We start from the raw sequence: 18184 nt of genomic DNA, 5'->3' as shown, positions 1-18184 counted from the left end.
CTCATTGTGACAAAATAAAAGAAATATGGCGTCACAAAACCATATCTCTACTTTTTTCATGCGAACTACAATTAGAACAAGCGTGCTTTCGCTGTGTGTAATAAGTCGTTATCATCAAAGCCATTTGCCGTGTTATTGGCCAGCGCCTCAGCGAAACTCACCCAACGAACCGCCACCATTTCAGCGGTTTGTAATTGAAAGGCCACCGGCTGATCCGGTAATCTGATGGCATACCAATCTTCAATCCAGTCAGTATAGCGCAACGTCTCAATAAACACCAGCTCGTCAGCCGAAACGGTCAGCCCAAGCTCCTCAAATAATTCCCGCACTAAAGCTTGCTGACTTGTCTCACCAACTAAAACAGACCCGCCCGTATCAGCGGTCCATATCCCAGGATGGCTCAACTTGTCAAAAGCACGCTGCTGTAACAACACATCGCCCTTCGAATTAAATATCAAGCCATTAGTCACCAAATGGTAGTCCCCAGGTTGTAGTTGTTGGCCACGTCGATGCGTTCGTCCCGTACGTTCTTTTTGCGCATTATAGACGTCCCAGTATTCACCTAATTTATCTGCGCGATGATCACTCATTTGTGTAGTACCTCTGCTAACGCTTCCCGTGTCGCAACCAGATAATCTGGTTCGGATTGTTTCAGTGTTTCTCGTGTATGCGCACCCCAAGTCACTGCGATGGTTGTCATCCCAGCTGCATTCCCGGCGTCGATATCAAAGGTTGCATCGCCCACCATCACCGCTTCATTTGCAGATAATTGATATTCCGCTAGCGCTTGCTGTAACCCATCTGGTGCTGGTTTATAAGCTACGACGCGATCTGAACCATATACCGCCGTAAAATACTTGTCCAAAGATAATATGGCCAAATTCCGTTGCGCCACCGCTGATTTTTTACTCGTCATCAAAAATAGTTGCTGTCCAGCAGCCACTAATTGGGTTAACAATTCCGGGATCCCTGAAAAGGCCTGAATTGTCTCAACTGATTCGCCAGCTTGATAAGCCGATCTAAAAGCGGTGAATAACTGCTGTAGCGTCGTCTGATCCATGGGATGCTGTGCTAACAATGGAAACGACGTTTCGATTGGTATTCCTTGATATTGAATAATGGCTGCTGCCGTTGGTACTGGCAAACCCATTTGTGCAAAAGCGGTTTGCGTGGCATACACAGCTAATTTTTCTGTATTGGCCAAGGTGCCATCAAAATCAAAGAAAACTGCCCGATACTGCGTCGCCGCCGTCATGCTTGCAAAACCGCTGCAAGGTCATCAAAATAACGACCAACTTCACTCACTTGGTGGGCATCTGAACCATACACTACTTCAATGCCCATATCGCGGGCGGCCGTTACAACATTAAACTGCGGATAAGTTGCGCCATTTTCAACTTCACTAAGACCGGCCGCATTAAACTCTAACGCATAACCGCGTACTTGCATCATTTGGAAAATGTCCCCAATCATACGATAGATATCGTCCGCATAATCTGGCAAATCTAACACCTTTTGGAATTTTTTAACTAGTCCAAGATGTCCAATCGCCACCGGTACATCGACCCCTAAAACGGCTTCCACACTCTGCGCAACCGTTTCAAAATAGCGGCGATAGAATGCTTGTGGGTCTTGTAACAACGTGGCAAAGCGTGTCGTCAACAATTCTGCCGAATAATCAATGGGTGTGATGTCGCCTGAATCATCCGGTAGCAAATGAACAGCTAGGATAATTTCGTCAAACCAGTCGCGATTTTCTCGCAAAAACGTTCGCAATTGACGTTCTTGGCCCACCACATAGTCCACTTCTAACCCGCGCTTGATTTGAATTTTATCCCCATACTTGGCGATTAACCGTGCTGTTTCAGTCTTTACCTGCGCAAGATCATCTTGACTAACCACCGGATAGTCAGCTGGCAACGTCAGGTCTTGCAATAACGGTGCATGTTCCGTAATCGTATAAGTGTCAAATCCCAACGCAATCGCCCGTTCAATATAGGCATCAAACGGTTCATCCGAATTTTGATGTGAAAATGGTGTGTGCGTATGACCGTCTTTTTTTAATAGCATGATACAGCGCTCCTTGTCTCAATACGTTACTTTTATTTTACCGATAAGTATACAAAAAAGCGAACCAGAATAATCTGGTTCGCTTGATTTGTACTGGTGGTACATTTTCTGTAATAAGCCAAATAGCTGATTACTTCAAAGGTGCCCAGTTCCAGTCAGTGAATTCTTCAATATCGTGACCTTCGTTACGTGTTACTTCGTAGTGCTTTGCCAAGATATCGTCCATCTTAGTAATGAATGTATCAGCAGCAGCTTGATCAATCTTACCGTTAGCTGACAAGATTTCGGCAGCTTCCTTAGCTTGGTGGAAACGATCCAACTTTGAGTAAACACGCATGTCGTATGTTGTTGTGATGTCACCATCTTCACGGTAACCGTGAACGTATACATCACCACGGAACTTGCGTTCGAAGAAGAATGATTCAACCAAGTCTTCGAAGCCGTGGAATCCGAAGATAACTGGTGTATCAGCTTGGAAGAACTTGTTGAAGTCGTCGTCAGACAATTCACGTTCGCTGTTCAAGTAAGCTTCTGACTTCTTTTGCAAACGAAGCAATTCAACAACGTTGACATAGCGGAACTTAACTTCTGGGAAGGCTTGGTTAACCAACCACAAAGCAGCCAAAGTTTCGATTGTTGGTTCTGTACCAGCTGATGCGAATGTAATATCCACATCACCAGATGGTGCAGTAGATGCCCAATCGATGATCTTCAAACCTTCTGTAGCCAATTCTTCAGCTTCGTCAGCAGTAAACCATTGTTGACGTGGTTGCTTTGAGGCAACAATCAAGTTAACCTTTTGACGTTCTGAGAAGGCACGTGCTTGAACAGCCAACAATGAGTTACCATCGGCTGGCAAGTATTCACGGATGAAGTTAGACTTCTTTTCAGCCAAGTGTGTCAACATACCTGGATCTTGGTGTGTGTAACCGTTGTGATCTTGTTGGAAGGCAGTTGATGTTGCAATCAAGTTCAATGATGGGTAATCATTACGCCATGGTTGTTCTGAAGCGTGACGCAACCACTTGAAGTGTTGTGTAACCATTGAGTCCACGACACGTAGGAATGATTCGTATGATGCGAAGATTCCAACACGACCAGTCAATGTGTAAGCTTCCAACCAACCTTCAGCTTGGTGTTCTGACAATTGTGAATCAATGATACGACCTTCAGGTCCTACGTATTGATCGTTAGGGAACTTTGTAGGTTCCATCCATTGACGTGTTGTTGTGTTGAAGAGATCCCACAAACGGTTTGACATTGTTTCATCAGGTCCGAAGATACGGAATGATGTTGGGTTCAACTTAGTAACTTCTTCCAAGTATGCTGAAAGTGTTGTCATGTCCATGTTTTGCGTTACTTTTGGCAATTCATGTCCACGGTTTTCGTTAGTAATGTCGTTTGTGAATTGACGCCAGTCTGGCAAGTCCAATGTCTTAGGTGCTTCACCGCGACGGCGACCACCATTAGTGATTGGGTTAGCAGACATACGCTTGTCACCCTTAGGTGCAAGTGCCTTCACTTCGTCCTTCAATGAACCATCAGCGTTGAACAATTCTTCAGGCTTGTATGAGTTCATCCATTCTTCGAATTCTGGCAATGTGTCAAGGTTGTTTTGATCCAAAGGCAATGGCACTTGGTGCGCACGGAATGAATCTTCGATAGGGTCACCGTTCTTGTCGTAACGTGGACCACCCCAACCCTTTGGCAAACGTGCAATAATTACAGGCCATGCAGGGATTGTACCATCTTCATACTTACCGTTTTCACGCGCATCCTTTTGGATAGCCAAGATGTCTTCGATCGCTTGGTCAAAGACCTTAGCAGCGATTTCGTGATACTTAGCGTAGTCATGAATATCATCGTTTTCGATGAAGCGTGGTGAGTAACCAACACCTTCAAAGAACTTTGTGATTTCTTCATGGCTCATACGTGAGAAGATTGTTGGGTTTGAAATCTTGAAGCCGTTCAAATCCAAAATTGGCAACACGGCACCATCGTTCTTAGCGTTCAAGAACTTTGATGACAACCATGAAGTCATTGATGGACCTGTTTCAGCTTCACCATCACCAACAACGGCGAAAGCGATTTGGTCTGGGTTATCCAAAACGGCACCGAATGCGTGTGACAATGAGTAACCCAATTCACCACCTTCATGCAATGAACCCGGTGTTTGCGCTGTCATGTGTGATCCGATTCCGCCAGGGAATGAGAAACGCTTGAACAAGCGGCTCATACCAGCCAAATCTTGTGTGATTTCTGGGTAATCTTCAGTATATTCGCCATCCAAGTACGCGTTAGTAACCATAACTTGGCCACCGTGTCCAGGACCACCGATATAGAACATGTTCACGTCATACTTGTTGATCAAACGGTTTGCGTGTGCATACAAGAAAGTTTGACCTGAAATTGTTCCCCAGTGACCGATAGGCTTAACTTTAACGTCTTCGGCTTGGATTGGTGTGTTAGTAACTGAGAACAATGGGTTGCTCTTCAAGAAGATCATCCCTGCTGACAAATAGTTGGTTGCACGCCACCACTTATCAACGAGTTCCAAGTACTCTTTTGAATCGAAATCTACCATGAGATTAAGTACTCCTTATTATTTTGAGAGAATCGTAAACCACGAATCTTTCTCCGTTATTTACTCTTTCAGTATAACTGATTTGCCTAATTTATTCAAGATAACGCATCTGATTGGTTGATTATTTTTTCAAATTTGGTTGGCGCAACAACAACATTGGTGCGGTCCAATTATTTTGAGCGCTAATAAAAAAGCAACAGGCCATTGACCTGTTGCTATTCCGAATCAATGCTGACAAACGCATTGTACCGTAAATATTTATAATGCAACCGCATGTTTGAAAATTCTAACGGCGTGCCATCATCCATAAAGAAGATACCTTCCATAATGCCAACTGGCTCTTTGTCTGACAATTCCAATAACTGTTGATCCTCAGCGTTTGAGGGTTCAGCCATAATCGTCATAAAGGACTTGGTAACGGCTCGATTTTTGGTATTTTCCACATACTCATAGACTGAGCCGGACACAATTTCTTTGTTCAAACCAGGCAAAACGTTGATTGGGACATAACCGCGTTCAATCATAAAAGGTACCCCTTCCAAACGCCGCAACCGCTTAATCTCATATACAAAGTCGCCATCGTTTAAAAACAAGGCTTGCTGTTGGACAGGTGTTGCGGGGACCACTTGGAAATCGAGTAACTCAATACTTGGCGCTTTACCGTCTACCCGAAATGAGTCCGAGACCCCAAGATTAGACCCTTCATGTTGGAACAAGTCATGGTTTTTTAAATACAACGGGTTGACGAACGTCCCACTCCCACGCTTTTTAAAAATCACACCTTGTTGCACCAACACGTTTAACGCGCGTTTGATGGACGACCGTGACACCTCATATTGCGCCGCCAACGTCCGTTCATCAGGTAATTTCAAGTCCGGAAAATCACCATTATAAATTTTTTGTTTTAAGTCCGCCTGCACGGTGACATAAATTGCTTCTGACATCATGCTAACTAGTATAGCATAAATTGGTTGGACCGCAATCCTTTTTGGGTACGCCAATTTGTGTTAGAATGGACATATCATGGCAAAGAAAAAAATCAAAAAAACACTTCCCGAACAGGTCATGGACAAGCATGGCCTGGCTTACACACCCCTCACGCTGAATATCTTAGATAAAACAGCGGCTGAGCGTGATCAAATTCTTGCAGAATTTGGCGTCAAGCATGATGATATCTATAAAACTTTAGCGGCCACTGGTGATAAAACCGGCCCCGTCATTGCAGTGATCCCTATCACCCAACATCTATCAATGAAAAAACTCGCGGCAGCATCTGGCAATAAAAAAGTCACCATGTTGCCCTTAAAGACACTGCAGCAAACCACGGGTTATGTCCACGGTGCTAACAATCCAGTTGGGATTTGGCATACGAAGCATTTCCCAATTTTTATCGATTTGACTGCTCAGACCGCGCCTTACTTCTTGGTGAGTGCTGGTGAATTAGGACGCAGCGACCAAATCAACCCGACTGATTTGGCCAACTTAATCCATGCGCCTTTTGTCGATCTGCTAGAAAATTAATTTAAAAAAAGACAGTCGCATGACTGTCTTTTTTTACCACCCAACGTTGCTATTTGGTCCAGCATTCATATCATCGCGATACAATGGCGCCATTGGGCTAAATTTAAAGGTCGGTTTATTAAACATCAAGGTCGCCGTGCCACGCGCACCGGCACGATTTTTTTCCAAAATAATTTCAATTGGCACTGCTTCTTCTTCGTCACGCGGATCTGAATCACCATCGTCATCGCCGCCATCGTTGCGATAATAGTCATCACGATACAAAAAGGCGACAATATCCGCATCTTGTTCAATCGAGCCTGATTCACGCAAATCAGATAGCACTGGTCGCTTATCCGTGCGTTGCTCGACACCACGACTCAATTGTGCCAACGCCAAAATAGGCGTATGTAATTCTTTGGCTAACTTCTTAATTGCACGTGAAACTTCTGAAACCGCCTGCTGGCGACTTTCTGTATTATTGGATTCAATCAACCCCAAATAATCAATGATTACCATGCCAATTGGATGAGGATTACTTGCGCGTTGATCTGGTGGTAATTCATTCACCAAATCTTTTTCAAGTTTACGTAACTTGGCGCTAATTTGATTAATTTTAATCCCAGCCGTGTCGTCCATGTAGATTTGCATATTCGCCAATGATTGCATGGCTAATGTCAATGACTGCCAATCTTCTTGGGTCATCTGACCCGTTGTCAAATGACTTGAATCAATTGCCCCTTCGGCCGCCACCAGTCGGGTCACCAAATCCACGGCGCCCATTTCAAGACTGAACACAACCACCGGTACTTGCTCGGCTTTGGCCACATTTTTAGCAATATTTAACACAAAGGCTGTTTTCCCGACCGCTGGCCGCGCCCCCAACACAATCATCTGATCTTCACGAAAACCGTGGGTCAATTTATCTAATTCGGGATACCCTGTTGCCAGTCCAACCACATCATTATCATTGGCGACAGCTTGATCCAAATTAGCTTGGAAGGCTTGCAACACGTCTTTAATCTTTTGGAAATCTTCATCACCACGATTCTCAGCCAAATTATCCAGACTACGGCTCAATGTATCTAAGATTTCCTCACTCGGTGCCGCAGCGTCATAAGCTAACGACATACTGCGCGTCAACGTCTCAATCATCCGACGCAAAATAGCCTTTTCACGCACAATATTGGCATAATGCTTTAAATTGGCTGATGATGCAGAAGATTCCGAGATTTCAGCTAAGTAAGCCATACCGCCGACATTATCTAATTGCTGTAAACTATTGAGTTTATCCTGAAGCGTGAGCATATCAATCGGACGTTGTTCATCAACCAGCTGTTGCATCGCTTTAAAAATGGTTTGATGTGCTTGTCGATAAAAATCATCCGCTTCCAAAATGGCGCTCGCCGCTACCATCGCGTTATCGGATTTCACATCAAAGAAGATTGCGCCCAGCACCGCCCGTTCAGCATCGACATCTTGTGGGACTTGTCTATACTCGTATGCTTCTGGGTTATCCATGTTTAACCCTCGCTGACATGAACACGTAAGTCTGCTGTCACATCACGGTGTAGCTTGAGTGGTACCGTCGTGTAACCTAATGAGTGGATAGGATGGTTCAATTCAAGCTTGCGCTTATCAATTTTTAGTTGCTTTTGCTCAGCCAAAGCCGTCGCAATTTGCTTAGATGACACCGCACCAAAGAGACGGCCATCCGCGCCAGACTTGCCTTTGATTGTCACAACAAAGTCATCTGCTTCAATCTTTGCCTTCAGTGCTTGTGCTTCGGCTAATTGTTCAGCAGCTGCTTTTTCTGCTGCCTTCTGACGACCCTTAACAGCACCCACATTTTTACCTGTGGCTGGTTCTGCTTTTTTATTCTTAATTAGGAAGTTATTCGCGTACCCATCTGGCACTTCCTTAACTTCCCCTTTTTTTCCACGACCCTTAACATCTTCTAAAAATACAACTTTCATGTGTTACTCCTTCAAAAAATAGTTTCTTTCATAAACGACACACCGATGCAGACCAGGCTACTCTTCAACGTCCTCTGCCAAAATTTTAAGTAACTGATCATTCACTTCGTCTGTTGTCGTGTCCGCCAATTGGGTAGCAGCATTTGATAGATGACCGCCACCGCCCATCGCCTCCATGACGCGCTGCACGTTACGTTTTCCCGTTGATCGTGCCGAAATGCCGACGCGACCGTCTGCCCGTTTGGTAATGACAAACGAGGCCTCAACGCCACTAATTTGCAACAATTCATCGGCTGCTTGTGCCGTAATCAACCCAGAATAAACGCTATCCACCTCACCACAAACAATGGCATAACCGTCGGCCACAACCGCTAGGTTAATCAAATGCGTGCGCGCCTTGAAATCCGAGAACTTCTCTTTCATAAAGAATTGAATTAAGTTACTATCCGCACCGTTAGCGCGCAAATAACTGGCGGCATCAAAAGTTCGTGAACCAGTTCGTAACGTGAAGTTTTTGGTATCAATTTGAATCCCACCAAGCATTGCTGTTGCTTCTAACTTGGTAATTGGCGCATGACTTTGATCTTGGTACTGCAACAGCTCAACGACAAGTTCAGAAGTTGATGATGCATACGGTTCAACATAAGTGAGTAATGGTTTTTCAGCTAATCCTTGTTCAGCTAAACGATGATGATCAATGACTACCACACGATTACCCAACCGCTCCAATAGATTTGGCGCACTAGTAATTGCACCTTGCGCATGATCCACTAAAATCAAGAGCGTATTATCACGGACTAACTTCATGGCACGTGCCTCATCAACAATGGAGTCATTGATATTTGACCCTGGGGCCATGATTTCTGGTGGATTTTTGCGAATTTCTGCCAGTAGCAACGTGATGTCACTATACACCGATTTTTCATCAACAATCAAAAAAGCCGGTTTATTTTTTGTTTGTGCCATTCGCCAAATACCTAATCCAGCACCAATAGCGTCCAAATCTGGCGTAACGTGGCCAACAATCATAATATTATCAGCCTGTTCCATCAATTCAGCAACCGTCTGTGAAATCATCCGTGCACGCACACGTGTCCGCTTTTCCATTGGATTGGTTGCGCCACCGTAAAATCTCGCCGCAGCTTGCTTAGATTTCACCACAACTTGATCACCACCACGCCCCAAAGCCAAATCCAGATTGGTTTGTGCCATTTTGGCCAACTCAATAATGTCTTGTTCGCCATAGGCAATACCCATAGACAACGTCACGGGTAAGTTTTGTTGCGCGGTTGCTTCACGAATCGCTTTTAGCACCGAAAACTTATCGTCTTCGGCAGCGCGCAAGGCTGCCTGATACCCAAACATCACATAATGTACCGTACTGAGACGACGCAAGTAAATCCGGTGAGCTGCCGCCCATTCCGATAAGGCACCTGTCACATATGTGCGCAACGTTGAGGTTTCCGATTCAGTCATACCTTCGGTTACTTCTTCATAGTTATCGACTGAGATGAGCCCACTAAATAATTGATGATCCTCATACTCTTTGGCGATAGCCGCATATTCACTAATATCCATCATGTAGATGACACGCAAATTCTGCTGGACATAGAGTGAAAACTGCTTACCCTGCCACGTAATCGTGTTCGTTTCCCGTGCATCAGAATAGTTTTTAATATCAGTGGCAAGCTGCGGATCCAATTGTGTCAACGTCAAGCCTAATACATCACGCTTATCAAGATAAGTTTGCATGTAAGGATTGATCCAGTCAATTTTTTCCGATGCGTTTAAGAGAATAATACCAATCGGCATACGAATCAGGGCTTCTTGTTCACTACGAGATATCCGATACCCTAACCCCGTCAAATATTCTTGGGCATTTTCGTTCACTTCTTTTAATGATTGCGCGGAATAAACCAACCCGATTAACACAACCACAATCCAGATCAGTCCAAAAATCCAATTGACCAACAAGGCAAAAAATACACTCATGACACTGACGGATAACAACAATAACGCGACGGTGCCTAATTTTGTACTTTGAAAAAATATCGGTAACGTTTTAAAATCAAATAGTTTTTTCACAAGCAACCCCTACATCTTCCTCTAGCATTTTGCCTAAACCACTGTTACCAGGGCAAAATGTTTCTTGTACTATTTTACCACAGTTGCGATTTACCAAAATAAACAAAAAGAGACTCAGATAAAAATCTGAGTCTCTCAATCGCGCGTCAAAGATTAGTCTTCTGTCACGAATGGCAACAAAGCCATGATACGTGCACGCTTGATTGCAGTTGTCACTTTACGTTGGTTCTTGGCTGAAGTACCAGTCACACGACGTGGCAAGATCTTACCACGTTCTGAGATAAAGCGTTCCAACAATTCTGTGTTCTTGTAGTCGATGAATTCGATGTGGTTAGCTGCAATGTAGTCAACCTTACGACGACGACGTGGGCCGCCTTGTGGGCGACGTGAACGTTGTGGACGTTCTGAATTTTGTGGACGTGAGTTTTGTTCTGACATGATTAAAGCTCCTTTCGTAGTGTTGTAAGTTATATTTTAAAATGGTAAATCATCATCTGATATATCAATTTCTGTTTTGCCACTCGCCGCAAATGGGTTAGGGGCATCATTTGTTGGTGTTGCCGCTTGTGGGTTAGCTTGGCTAGCCGTAGCAAACGGATCAACGCCACCAAATGCATTATCACTTGGCGCACCGAATGACGCACCACCTTGGTGAGATGGTTCTGACGACCCGTTTTGGGCGCGTCGCTTATCACTTTCAGCACGTGATTCAAGTAATGAGAAATTATCAACGACAACTTCGGTCACGTAAACACGTTGTCCTTGGTTGTTTTCATAATTCCGTGTTTGCAAACGCCCTTCAACGGCAACTAGTGCACCTTTTCCAGTAAAGTTTGCAAAATTTTCAGCTGCTTTACGCCAAATAACGGCGTTAATAAAGTCAGCTTCACGTTCACCAGCTTGGTTGGTGAATTGACGGTTAACCGCCAAACTAAACGTGCCGACTGCTGTACCCGATTGGGTATAACGTAATTCCACATCACGGGTCAATCGCCCAATCAATACTACTCGATTAATCATATCAAAAGCTCCTTCACCAGTGGAATACCAGAATTATTCTGCGTCGCGCTTAACGATCATGTGACGCAAGATGTCTTGTGAGATCTTTGCCAAACGATCAAATTCGTTGATTGCTGCGTCGTCTTCTGCAGTGAAATCGATTACGTGGTATACGCCTTCGCGGTAACCAGCAATTTCATAAGCAAAACGACGTGTTGCCCAATCAGCTGACTTTGAGATTGTTGCACCATTATCAGTCAAGATACCATCAAAGCGTTCTACGAGCGCTTTCTTTGCATCCATTTCGATATCAGGGCGAACGATGTAAGTCAATTCGTATGATGTAGCCATGTTTTATTTCCTCCTTTTGGTCTCTGGCAGCCTTGGCTGCAAGGAGTGTACGCACTTTTGTGCGTTCACAATTATTAATTGTACTACAGAACAGCTATACATTTCAAGTGTTTCGCAGAATTAGCCACTTGGTTAATCAATAATACGTTGTTTATCCGCAAATCACTTAATCTTCCGGTACAAAGTCAATTTCCGCTAACGCTTCTTCCAACGTATCAATAAAATCGGGATCTTTTAACTGTGCTAAAATCTGGTCGTCTGATCGACCAGACATCCCCGCATGGATATTCGCCACAATCCCATCCCACATCGCATCCGCTTCGCGCGCCAATTTTACTGTACCATAGCGCGCTCTTGCAAGACGTTGATTATTTTTTTCGACTTGAAACGCATAAGCTTTATCGACAACCGTTGCCACGCTTTGTGCTGAAATAGCGGCTTCTAACGCGCGACGAAAGGTTTGCTGTTGCATAACATTTTCCTCCACTACCTAGCATTACTTACTTCATTATAAGAACACGTGTTCGTGTTGTCAACAGTGTCCTGTCTAAAACCAATTACCCGACAGGACGGAAGGGATTATATACCCGACCATGATCCATAAACAGTAGCATCACGCCGATAACAACGACAACAATGGCACCCATCACAACCCCGACATCACGCATTCGGAATGGCTGTTCTTGATACCACGTGCGGCCTTTTTCACGACCAAACCGGCGCAATTCCATGGCCTGACTAATCGTATCGATGCGATTTAGACTGGTAAAAACGAGCGGTAAAATAATTTGCACGGCCCCTTTGGCACGTGCCCATAGCGAGGCCTGCTTAGAAATCTCATAACCCCGTGCCTGCTGAGCCAAACTAATGGTCCGGTAATCACTTTGAACATCTGGAATATAGCGCAATGTAATCGCAAATGCATACGCAATTTTATAAGGTACGCCAATCTTGTTCAAACTCGCGGCAAATTCGCTCGGATTCGTCGTAAATAACAAGATAATGGCTAACGGCAACGAGAACAAGTATTTCAACAAGAGATTTAACTCATAGAAGACTTGCTCCTGTGTCAACGCCCAATACCCGCGACCCAAAAGCACATGGCGCGTCCCATAAAGTTGCACGCCGTACTGAGGGGCCAAAACCGCGACCATCACCAAGTTAATGATGGCAAAAAACAAGACTAACTTCAGCATAAAGGCGTATTCACGATATTTAATTTTGGCACTTCGCAGTAACAAGATGGCCAAAATTCCCAGTCCAAATAAAAACCGTGGATCATACGAAATCATCCCAATCGTTGTCAAAGCTAAAAAACCAATCAACTTGGCAGTGCCTGTTGTTTGGTTTAACCATGTATCTCGTTGTTTGTACCCAAATAAGTTATTCATCGTTGCTCTCATGTGCTTGTTTTGATAAGGATTTTTTGTCTTCACCCAAAACAGATGCTGTGTGCTGTAATACGGCCGCGTTCAATTCCTCAGGATGGGCAATTTGTAAGCGATTAGCTAACTGATAAATACTTGTCGTCCGTAAACTCGCCGCTTGTACCAACGCTTCATCCGCTAATAATTCAGCCGGCGTGGTATCTGCTAATAGCTGGCCATCAACCACCACTAACGCGCGCTGCACAAAATTAGCCAGCAAATGCATGTCGTGTGTAATCATGATAATAGTGACGTGTTCTTGACGATTGATGGCCGTCAAAAACGTCAACAACTCTTGTGTATGCGTGGCATCTTGACCTGCTGTCGGTTCATCCAAAATGAGGATTTGTGGCGAAAGTACCAAAACTGCCGCAATGGTCACACGCTTTTTTTGTCCAAAACTCAAAGCGCCAATTGGCCAATTACGCATCCCGTCAAGATCAAGCAGGCGCAAAACTGACCGCACCTTTTGCTCAATCTCAGCCGGATCTACCTGTCGTAACACCAAACCACTTGCCACTTCATCAAAAACCGTACTCTTTGTAATCATATGATTGGGATTTTGTAACACATAACCTATCTGCTCGGCCCGTGTCTTAATTGATTGGCCTAAAACCGACTGCCCTGCGAGGCGAATATCCCCCGCATCAGGCATTAAAAAGCCGGTCAAGAGATGCGATAAGGTGGTTTTACCAGAACCATTTTTCCCAACAATGCCGACAATTTCCCCACGGTTGATGGTGAGATTAAGATTTTGAAAGAGTGGCTGGCGCGGGTCATAGCTAAAGTCAACATTTGAAAGTGTCAGTTGCGGTTGCTGGACAACGGTTGTTTGCACCGGTACGCGCAATTTGGCAATCGCTGATTGGTGGTCTGCAACTTCAACTTTTTGAACATCCGCGACATGTGGCAAATGGGCGACATCGACTTGTGCCCGCCGCAACAGTTGCACATACAGCGGCTCATCTAAGCCATACTGTGGCAAAATACCAGCTTGAATAATGGCAGTTGGCGTGTCATTAGCCACGATACGGCCTTCAGACATCACAATAATCCGATCCACATTGGCACGTAATACTTCTTCAATCCGGTGCTCGATAATCACCACCGTCAAATCACGATCTGCTTGCAATTGATCAATCATGGTCATCGCATCCCAGCCCGCTGCTGGATCTAAGCTGGCTAATGGTTCATCAAATAAGAGTAATTTACCATCATCAACCAACACACCCGCCATGGCTGTGCGTTGTTTTTGACCACCTGACAGCATTTGTGGTGCCAACTCTAGCCGATTACTTAAACCAAAGCGCTTTGCCCATTTGGCCACCTCTGCTTTAATGCGCGCAACCGGTTGTTGATCATTTTCCAAAGCAAACGCAATGTCTTCAGCAACCGTCAAGCCAACAAATTGCGCGTCAGTATCTTGTAAAACCGTTCCCGCTTGCAATGATAACTCAAATAAACTTTGCGCTGAAATGTCGCGACCGTTAAGTATCATTTCCCCAGAAATATCGCCCGCATAAGCATGCGGAATCAGACCATTAAGCAAACGCAGTAACGTGGTTTTACCGGAACCAGAGGCGCCCGCAATCAAAACTTTTTCGCCAGGGAAAATTTGGAAACTCACGTCATGCAAGGTCGGTTCTGCTTGCGCATGATATTTAAATGTCACGTTTTTAAATTCAATGAGTGGTGTTGCCATAATGCCCCTTATTGATAAGATATGTACGCAAGCAACGCTTGCTGATTTACTCGCTACGCAAACTGCTCTTTTTTGGTCGAGACTTGACGTAAGCGATTAACAAAAGTGTGCCGATAACCGCCACAGAAATCGTGTTCACAGCTGCCGCCACAACACCTTGCAAGAAAACTTTTTGAGCGGCTTCTTTGTAGATTAAAATGTCACCAAGTGGGGCGATAATCACCCAAGCAATGACATTGGCCACCGCTTGCCAAATGTTAAATTGAATAATTTTTTTAGTCGTTAATGTGCCATATTCCAAGGCAAGCGATTTTTTACTCAATCCTAACAGGAAACCAAAAACACCATCAGCGATCACCCAAGACCACCACGGTGCGCCATAAGTGACCGCATCATTTAAGGTGTGCCCAATGATGCCGACCAGCAGACCGACGAGCGGCCCAAATAAACTCGCTATTAAGGCCAACCAACCTTCCGCCACGTTAATAGTGGTATTCGGTACGCCAGTTGGAATGGCAATAAATTTCATTAACACAAAGAATACAGCCGCCCCAATTCCTGTGGCAACGACTGACCGCACTGAAAAGCCAGCTTTTTGTTGCTTCTTTTGCATATTATTCCCTCGCTTTTTAGATCACGCCGACACTTTTGTTAGGGTAACCGCCCATTCAGGTCCAGCACCCACATGATAAGTTTGTTCAAAACTACCCGTATGCACACCAAACGCCACGGTGTAGACGGAGTCAATATAAATTAACGGTTCCCCTGGCGCCACGTCCGTAAACGTATGCACATAAGGTAAGACGTCATCAAACATGGTATGCCCTTGATGTTGAATTTGGACACGCAAGACATCCCCATATGCTAAATTGAATTTTTCAAATTCTTTTACGGGAATATTTGACCACAATGAGCCAAAATTAACATCAGTAATATCAATATTCCCAACTAACTGCGCAACCCCAGCTGCTGTCGTTTGATAGCGCCCTGGTTGCATTGGCAACTTCACCAATTGGTCAACTGGCAATACTTGTTGGTAATCGGTGTACTGAATTTGCCCACTGGCTAACTGCGCCCCGTTGTAAGCATAAATATCACGACCATGAAATGTCGAAGACTTTTCTGATCCCGGTAGCCGTTGTGTTGTTTCATCAATAACACGAGCACTCGCAATCAGCCCATGCGCCAAAAGATGCGACAACGTCCCGTTATCCGGCGTCACAATGTAATGCCCACCCGTTGTTTCGGCAATAATTGAGAGCCGTTTAGACCCCACACCAGGATCCACAACGGAGACAAATACCGTACCGGCTGGCCAATAACTAAATGTTTGAAACAATCGAAATGACCCTTCAAAAATATTAAACGGTGTGATGCCATGGGTCAGGTCACTAATGATTATATCACTAGCTACCCCGTAAGCCACACCACGCATTGAACTTACCGCCCCGTCCTGTAAGCCAAAATCCGTTTGTAAAACGAGATGATTATTTGTCATATAACACGTTTGCCTACGCGATGATATCCGCCTGTAGACTATTCCTTCCAAGTATATTGCCAATAAAAAGACCCTGTTAATCACTTTGATTAGCAGGGCACGACAAACAGTCCGGTGTGCAGGCCAGCGTCCTGTTTGACGGTTAGTAGCCAAATGGTTGACTCGTCATCACTTTATTAACATATTGTTATTTTAAGATAATTCTTATTTTATGTCAATTTATTTCTTAGTTTAGTCTGGCAAGATAATTTGGGTTGTTGGCCCTTGTGGGGCTTGTTCCGCTTGCTGTTCTTGCACTAAATAACTTGGGAATAACGTGAGCGACTTCTCAGTAAAGCCGACAATTGATGAACCCAAAATACGGGTGATTAATTCTAACAGACGCGCTTCAAATGTTGGCTCATCAACTTGTTCAATTTCCGGCTTCAAGGCTTGTTGATACATATTGATATGCACATGTGGCATCAATGCGTATTCACGACCAATTAAGGCAGCCCACTCTTCAAATAATTCGCCTGGAATTTCGTCATCATCGTTCACGATTGGCATAAAATTAACACTAAAAGTATTATTTGCTTCGCCTTCAACGTCAAACTCTGCTTGCGTGATACGCCCTTCCGTTATCTCTGTTGCATAGTCAAAATCATAAACGCGGCGCTCATCGAAGATGTGGATAAAGCCAGCCGTTGCTTGATCCGCACTGGCGGTATCAACAACACGTAAAATACGATCACGCTGGCCGCTAAAAAGTTGTTGTGTAAAGTATGGCATGCTTTATTACTGACCTCTCTTTCATCAGAAAAAAGGTCGTTTCCTCCAATACATTTGTTACCCAATTCTAACACAGGCATACAAAAACTGCTATGTCCAAGACAGCCAAGCGCCGCTTGACACGAACAAAAAAATCGCCCAAGAGTGGACGATTTTTTGCTTATAATACTGTGAAGTCAAACACTTTACGACCAGTAATCTTACCAGCCTTCATTTCATCAATCACTTCGTTCATGTCGGCAAAGGCAACCTTTTCAACGATTGGCTTAACCTTACCTTCAGCACCGAATTGGAAGGCTTCCTTCAAGTCGGCACGTGTACCAACCAATGAGCCACGCACTTCAATACCATCCAAGACAGTCTTGGCAATGTTCAAAGCCATGTCACCTTGTGGCAAAGCAACCGCAACCAACTTACCCATTGGGCGTAGTGAATCAACGGCTTGGTCAAAGGCAGCAGCATTAACGGCTGTGACTTGCGCATTGTGCACACCACCAGTTGCCTTTTGTACTTCGGCTGCGACATCATCAACCTTCTTACGGTTGATTAATACTTCAGCACCGTTTTCTTGTGCGGCAGCCAACTTGTCTTCGTTACCATCAATAACGGCAACATGTGCCCCAAAGACATTGTGCGCATATTGAACAGCCAAGTTACCCAAACCACCAGCACCATGAACCGATACCCATTGTCCTGGCTTTGTTTCACCGACCTTCAATGACTTATACATTGTCACACCGGCACATGTAATTGATGTGGCTTGTACTGGATCCAAACCTTCTGGCACCTTAACGGCGTACTTAGCGTTCACAACAGCTTGTTGTGACATCGCACCATCAATTGTGTAACCTGAGTTGCGTACCTTACGGCAGAATGTTTCGTTACCTGTCACACAGTAGTCACACACACCGCAGGCGTCAAAGAACCAAGCGATTGAAACACGATCACCAATCTTGAGGTAATCACTGGCACCTTCAGCCAACTTTGAAACACGACCAACACCTTCGTGACCGATAACACGACGGAACTTACCATTACGTTGTCCCAGTTCATTTGGATTACCAAAATCAGCATTCGCCACATGCAAATCAGTGTGGCAAAGTCCAACATATTCAATATCCACTAATGCTTCCCCAAAGGCTAATGGCTTTGGTTCCCAATCTTCAATCAAATCAACATATCCATCTGGATTTTCACGTACAACTGCTGCTTTCATGTTAA

General features: G+C 44.6%; 19 protein-coding genes. 1 reads left to right on the top strand and 18 read right to left on the bottom strand.

Features of this window, described 5'->3' with window-relative positions; genetic code table 11:
• Nucleotides 1-71 precede the first annotated feature (71 nt).
• From FGL80_RS03550 to FGL80_RS03530, 5 genes are all read right to left on the bottom strand, one after another.
• Nucleotides 72-590, bottom strand: coding sequence for an NUDIX hydrolase (locus tag FGL80_RS03550; protein WP_055308443.1), 519 nt, complete (start codon nucleotides 588-590; stop codon nucleotides 72-74).
• Nucleotides 587-1255 carry an HAD family hydrolase gene (locus FGL80_RS03545; RefSeq protein WP_055308444.1) on the bottom strand — a complete coding sequence of 223 codons (669 nt, stop codon included), beginning with the start codon at nucleotides 1253-1255 and terminating at the stop codon, nucleotides 587-589. Before FGL80_RS03545 ends, FGL80_RS03550 begins: the two co-directional genes overlap by 4 nt.
• On the bottom strand, nucleotides 1252-2070 hold the full coding sequence (hisJ, locus tag FGL80_RS03540; RefSeq protein ID WP_244297956.1) for a histidinol-phosphatase HisJ: 819 nt from the start codon (nucleotides 2068-2070) through the stop codon (nucleotides 1252-1254). Before hisJ ends, FGL80_RS03545 begins: the two co-directional genes overlap by 4 nt.
• A 130-nt stretch (nucleotides 2071-2200) precedes the next feature.
• Nucleotides 2201-4654: a phosphoketolase family protein gene (locus FGL80_RS03535; protein ID WP_055308446.1), complete on the bottom strand. Its 2454-nt coding sequence runs from the start codon at nucleotides 4652-4654 to the stop codon at nucleotides 2201-2203.
• Nucleotides 4655-4869: 215 nt separating this feature from the next.
• Nucleotides 4870-5598 carry a GntR family transcriptional regulator gene (locus FGL80_RS03530; RefSeq protein WP_010000983.1) on the bottom strand — a complete coding sequence of 243 codons (729 nt, stop codon included), beginning with the start codon at nucleotides 5596-5598 and terminating at the stop codon, nucleotides 4870-4872.
• Between the two features lie 79 nt (nucleotides 5599-5677).
• Between FGL80_RS03530 and FGL80_RS03525 the strand changes: the two genes are divergently transcribed.
• Complete coding sequence (locus FGL80_RS03525) at nucleotides 5678-6175, top strand: aminoacyl-tRNA deacylase (protein ID WP_010000982.1); 498 nt, start codon at nucleotides 5678-5680, stop codon at nucleotides 6173-6175.
• A 33-nt stretch (nucleotides 6176-6208) separates the two neighbouring features.
• Here the strand turns inward: FGL80_RS03525 and dnaB are convergent, their stop codons facing one another.
• From dnaB to adhP, 13 genes are all read right to left on the bottom strand, one after another.
• Complete coding sequence (dnaB, locus tag FGL80_RS03520) at nucleotides 6209-7675, bottom strand: replicative DNA helicase (protein ID WP_055308447.1); 1467 nt, start codon at nucleotides 7673-7675, stop codon at nucleotides 6209-6211.
• Nucleotides 7676-7677: 2 nt separating this feature from the next.
• Nucleotides 7678-8130 (bottom strand): 50S ribosomal protein L9, encoded by a 453-nt coding sequence (gene rplI / locus FGL80_RS03515; protein WP_055308448.1) that lies wholly within the window; start codon nucleotides 8128-8130, stop codon nucleotides 7678-7680.
• Between the two features lie 57 nt (nucleotides 8131-8187).
• Nucleotides 8188-10215 (bottom strand): DHH family phosphoesterase, encoded by a 2028-nt coding sequence (locus FGL80_RS03510; protein ID WP_055308548.1) that lies wholly within the window; start codon nucleotides 10213-10215, stop codon nucleotides 8188-8190.
• Nucleotides 10216-10368: 153 nt separating this feature from the next.
• Nucleotides 10369-10653 (bottom strand): 30S ribosomal protein S18, encoded by a 285-nt coding sequence (gene rpsR, locus FGL80_RS03505; RefSeq protein ID WP_004904499.1) that lies wholly within the window; start codon nucleotides 10651-10653, stop codon nucleotides 10369-10371.
• A gap of 36 nt (nucleotides 10654-10689) precedes the next feature.
• The gene (ssb, locus tag FGL80_RS03500; RefSeq protein WP_055308449.1) at nucleotides 10690-11235 is read right to left on the bottom strand and encodes a single-stranded DNA-binding protein; all 546 of its coding nucleotides are present in this window, start codon (nucleotides 11233-11235) and stop codon (nucleotides 10690-10692) included.
• A 33-nt stretch (nucleotides 11236-11268) separates the two neighbouring features.
• A complete protein-coding gene (rpsF, locus tag FGL80_RS03495; protein WP_010000977.1) occupies nucleotides 11269-11565 on the bottom strand; it encodes a 30S ribosomal protein S6 in 297 nt (98 codons plus the stop codon).
• 166 nt (nucleotides 11566-11731) lie between these two features.
• Nucleotides 11732-12037, bottom strand: a complete 306-nt coding sequence (locus tag FGL80_RS03490; RefSeq protein WP_010000976.1) for a hypothetical protein — start codon at nucleotides 12035-12037, stop codon at nucleotides 11732-11734.
• A gap of 85 nt (nucleotides 12038-12122) precedes the next feature.
• On the bottom strand, nucleotides 12123-12956 hold the full coding sequence (locus FGL80_RS03485) for an energy-coupling factor transporter transmembrane component T family protein (protein WP_055308450.1): 834 nt from the start codon (nucleotides 12954-12956) through the stop codon (nucleotides 12123-12125).
• The gene (locus tag FGL80_RS03480; protein WP_055308451.1) at nucleotides 12949-14694 is read right to left on the bottom strand and encodes an ABC transporter ATP-binding protein; all 1746 of its coding nucleotides are present in this window, start codon (nucleotides 14692-14694) and stop codon (nucleotides 12949-12951) included. Before FGL80_RS03480 ends, FGL80_RS03485 begins: the two co-directional genes overlap by 8 nt.
• A gap of 46 nt (nucleotides 14695-14740) precedes the next feature.
• Nucleotides 14741-15307: an ECF-type riboflavin transporter substrate-binding protein gene (locus FGL80_RS03475; protein ID WP_055308452.1), complete on the bottom strand. Its 567-nt coding sequence runs from the start codon at nucleotides 15305-15307 to the stop codon at nucleotides 14741-14743.
• Nucleotides 15308-15328: 21 nt separating this feature from the next.
• Nucleotides 15329-16192 carry an SAM hydrolase/SAM-dependent halogenase family protein gene (locus tag FGL80_RS03470; RefSeq protein WP_055308453.1) on the bottom strand — a complete coding sequence of 288 codons (864 nt, stop codon included), beginning with the start codon at nucleotides 16190-16192 and terminating at the stop codon, nucleotides 15329-15331.
• Nucleotides 16193-16423: 231 nt separating this feature from the next.
• Nucleotides 16424-16963 (bottom strand): hypothetical protein, encoded by a 540-nt coding sequence (locus tag FGL80_RS03465; protein ID WP_055308454.1) that lies wholly within the window; start codon nucleotides 16961-16963, stop codon nucleotides 16424-16426.
• Nucleotides 16964-17123: 160 nt separating this feature from the next.
• Complete coding sequence (gene adhP / locus FGL80_RS03460) at nucleotides 17124-18179, bottom strand: alcohol dehydrogenase AdhP (RefSeq protein WP_055308455.1); 1056 nt, start codon at nucleotides 18177-18179, stop codon at nucleotides 17124-17126.
• Between the last annotated feature and the right edge of the window lie 5 nt (nucleotides 18180-18184).

Origin of the sequence: Leuconostoc lactis (assembly GCF_007954625.1) — a bacterium.
GTDB lineage: Bacteria > Bacillota > Bacilli > Lactobacillales > Lactobacillaceae > Leuconostoc > Leuconostoc lactis_A.
This window is presented reverse-complemented; position numbering and strand designations above follow the sequence as displayed.

Coding starts and splice junctions, on each gene's coding strand:
- FGL80_RS03550 (WP_055308443.1), bottom strand. CDS start 590: ATGAGTGATCATCGCGCAGATAAATTAGGTGAATACTGGGACGTCTAT.
- FGL80_RS03545 (WP_055308444.1), bottom strand. CDS start 1,255: ATGACGGCGGCGACGCAGTATCGGGCAGTTTTCTTTGATTTTGATGGC.
- hisJ (WP_244297956.1), bottom strand. CDS start 2,070: ATGCTATTAAAAAAAGACGGTCATACGCACACACCATTTTCACATCAA.
- FGL80_RS03535 (WP_055308446.1), bottom strand. CDS start 4,654: ATGGTAGATTTCGATTCAAAAGAGTACTTGGAACTCGTTGATAAGTGG.
- FGL80_RS03530 (WP_010000983.1), bottom strand. CDS start 5,598: ATGTCAGAAGCAATTTATGTCACCGTGCAGGCGGACTTAAAACAAAAA.
- FGL80_RS03525 (WP_010000982.1), top strand. CDS start 5,678: ATGGCAAAGAAAAAAATCAAAAAAACACTTCCCGAACAGGTCATGGAC.
- dnaB (WP_055308447.1), bottom strand. CDS start 7,675: ATGGATAACCCAGAAGCATACGAGTATAGACAAGTCCCACAAGATGTC.
- rplI (WP_055308448.1), bottom strand. CDS start 8,130: ATGAAAGTTGTATTTTTAGAAGATGTTAAGGGTCGTGGAAAAAAAGGG.
- rpsR (WP_004904499.1), bottom strand. CDS start 10,653: ATGTCAGAACAAAACTCACGTCCACAAAATTCAGAACGTCCACAACGT.
- ssb (WP_055308449.1), bottom strand. CDS start 11,235: ATGATTAATCGAGTAGTATTGATTGGGCGATTGACCCGTGATGTGGAA.
- rpsF (WP_010000977.1), bottom strand. CDS start 11,565: ATGGCTACATCATACGAATTGACTTACATCGTTCGCCCTGATATCGAA.
- FGL80_RS03490 (WP_010000976.1), bottom strand. CDS start 12,037: ATGCAACAGCAAACCTTTCGTCGCGCGTTAGAAGCCGCTATTTCAGCA.
- FGL80_RS03485 (WP_055308450.1), bottom strand. CDS start 12,956: ATGAATAACTTATTTGGGTACAAACAACGAGATACATGGTTAAACCAA.
- FGL80_RS03480 (WP_055308451.1), bottom strand. CDS start 14,694: ATGGCAACACCACTCATTGAATTTAAAAACGTGACATTTAAATATCAT.
- FGL80_RS03475 (WP_055308452.1), bottom strand. CDS start 15,307: ATGCAAAAGAAGCAACAAAAAGCTGGCTTTTCAGTGCGGTCAGTCGTT.
- FGL80_RS03470 (WP_055308453.1), bottom strand. CDS start 16,192: ATGACAAATAATCATCTCGTTTTACAAACGGATTTTGGCTTACAGGAC.
- FGL80_RS03465 (WP_055308454.1), bottom strand. CDS start 16,963: ATGCCATACTTTACACAACAACTTTTTAGCGGCCAGCGTGATCGTATT.
- adhP (WP_055308455.1), bottom strand. CDS start 18,179: ATGAAAGCAGCAGTTGTACGTGAAAATCCAGATGGATATGTTGATTTG.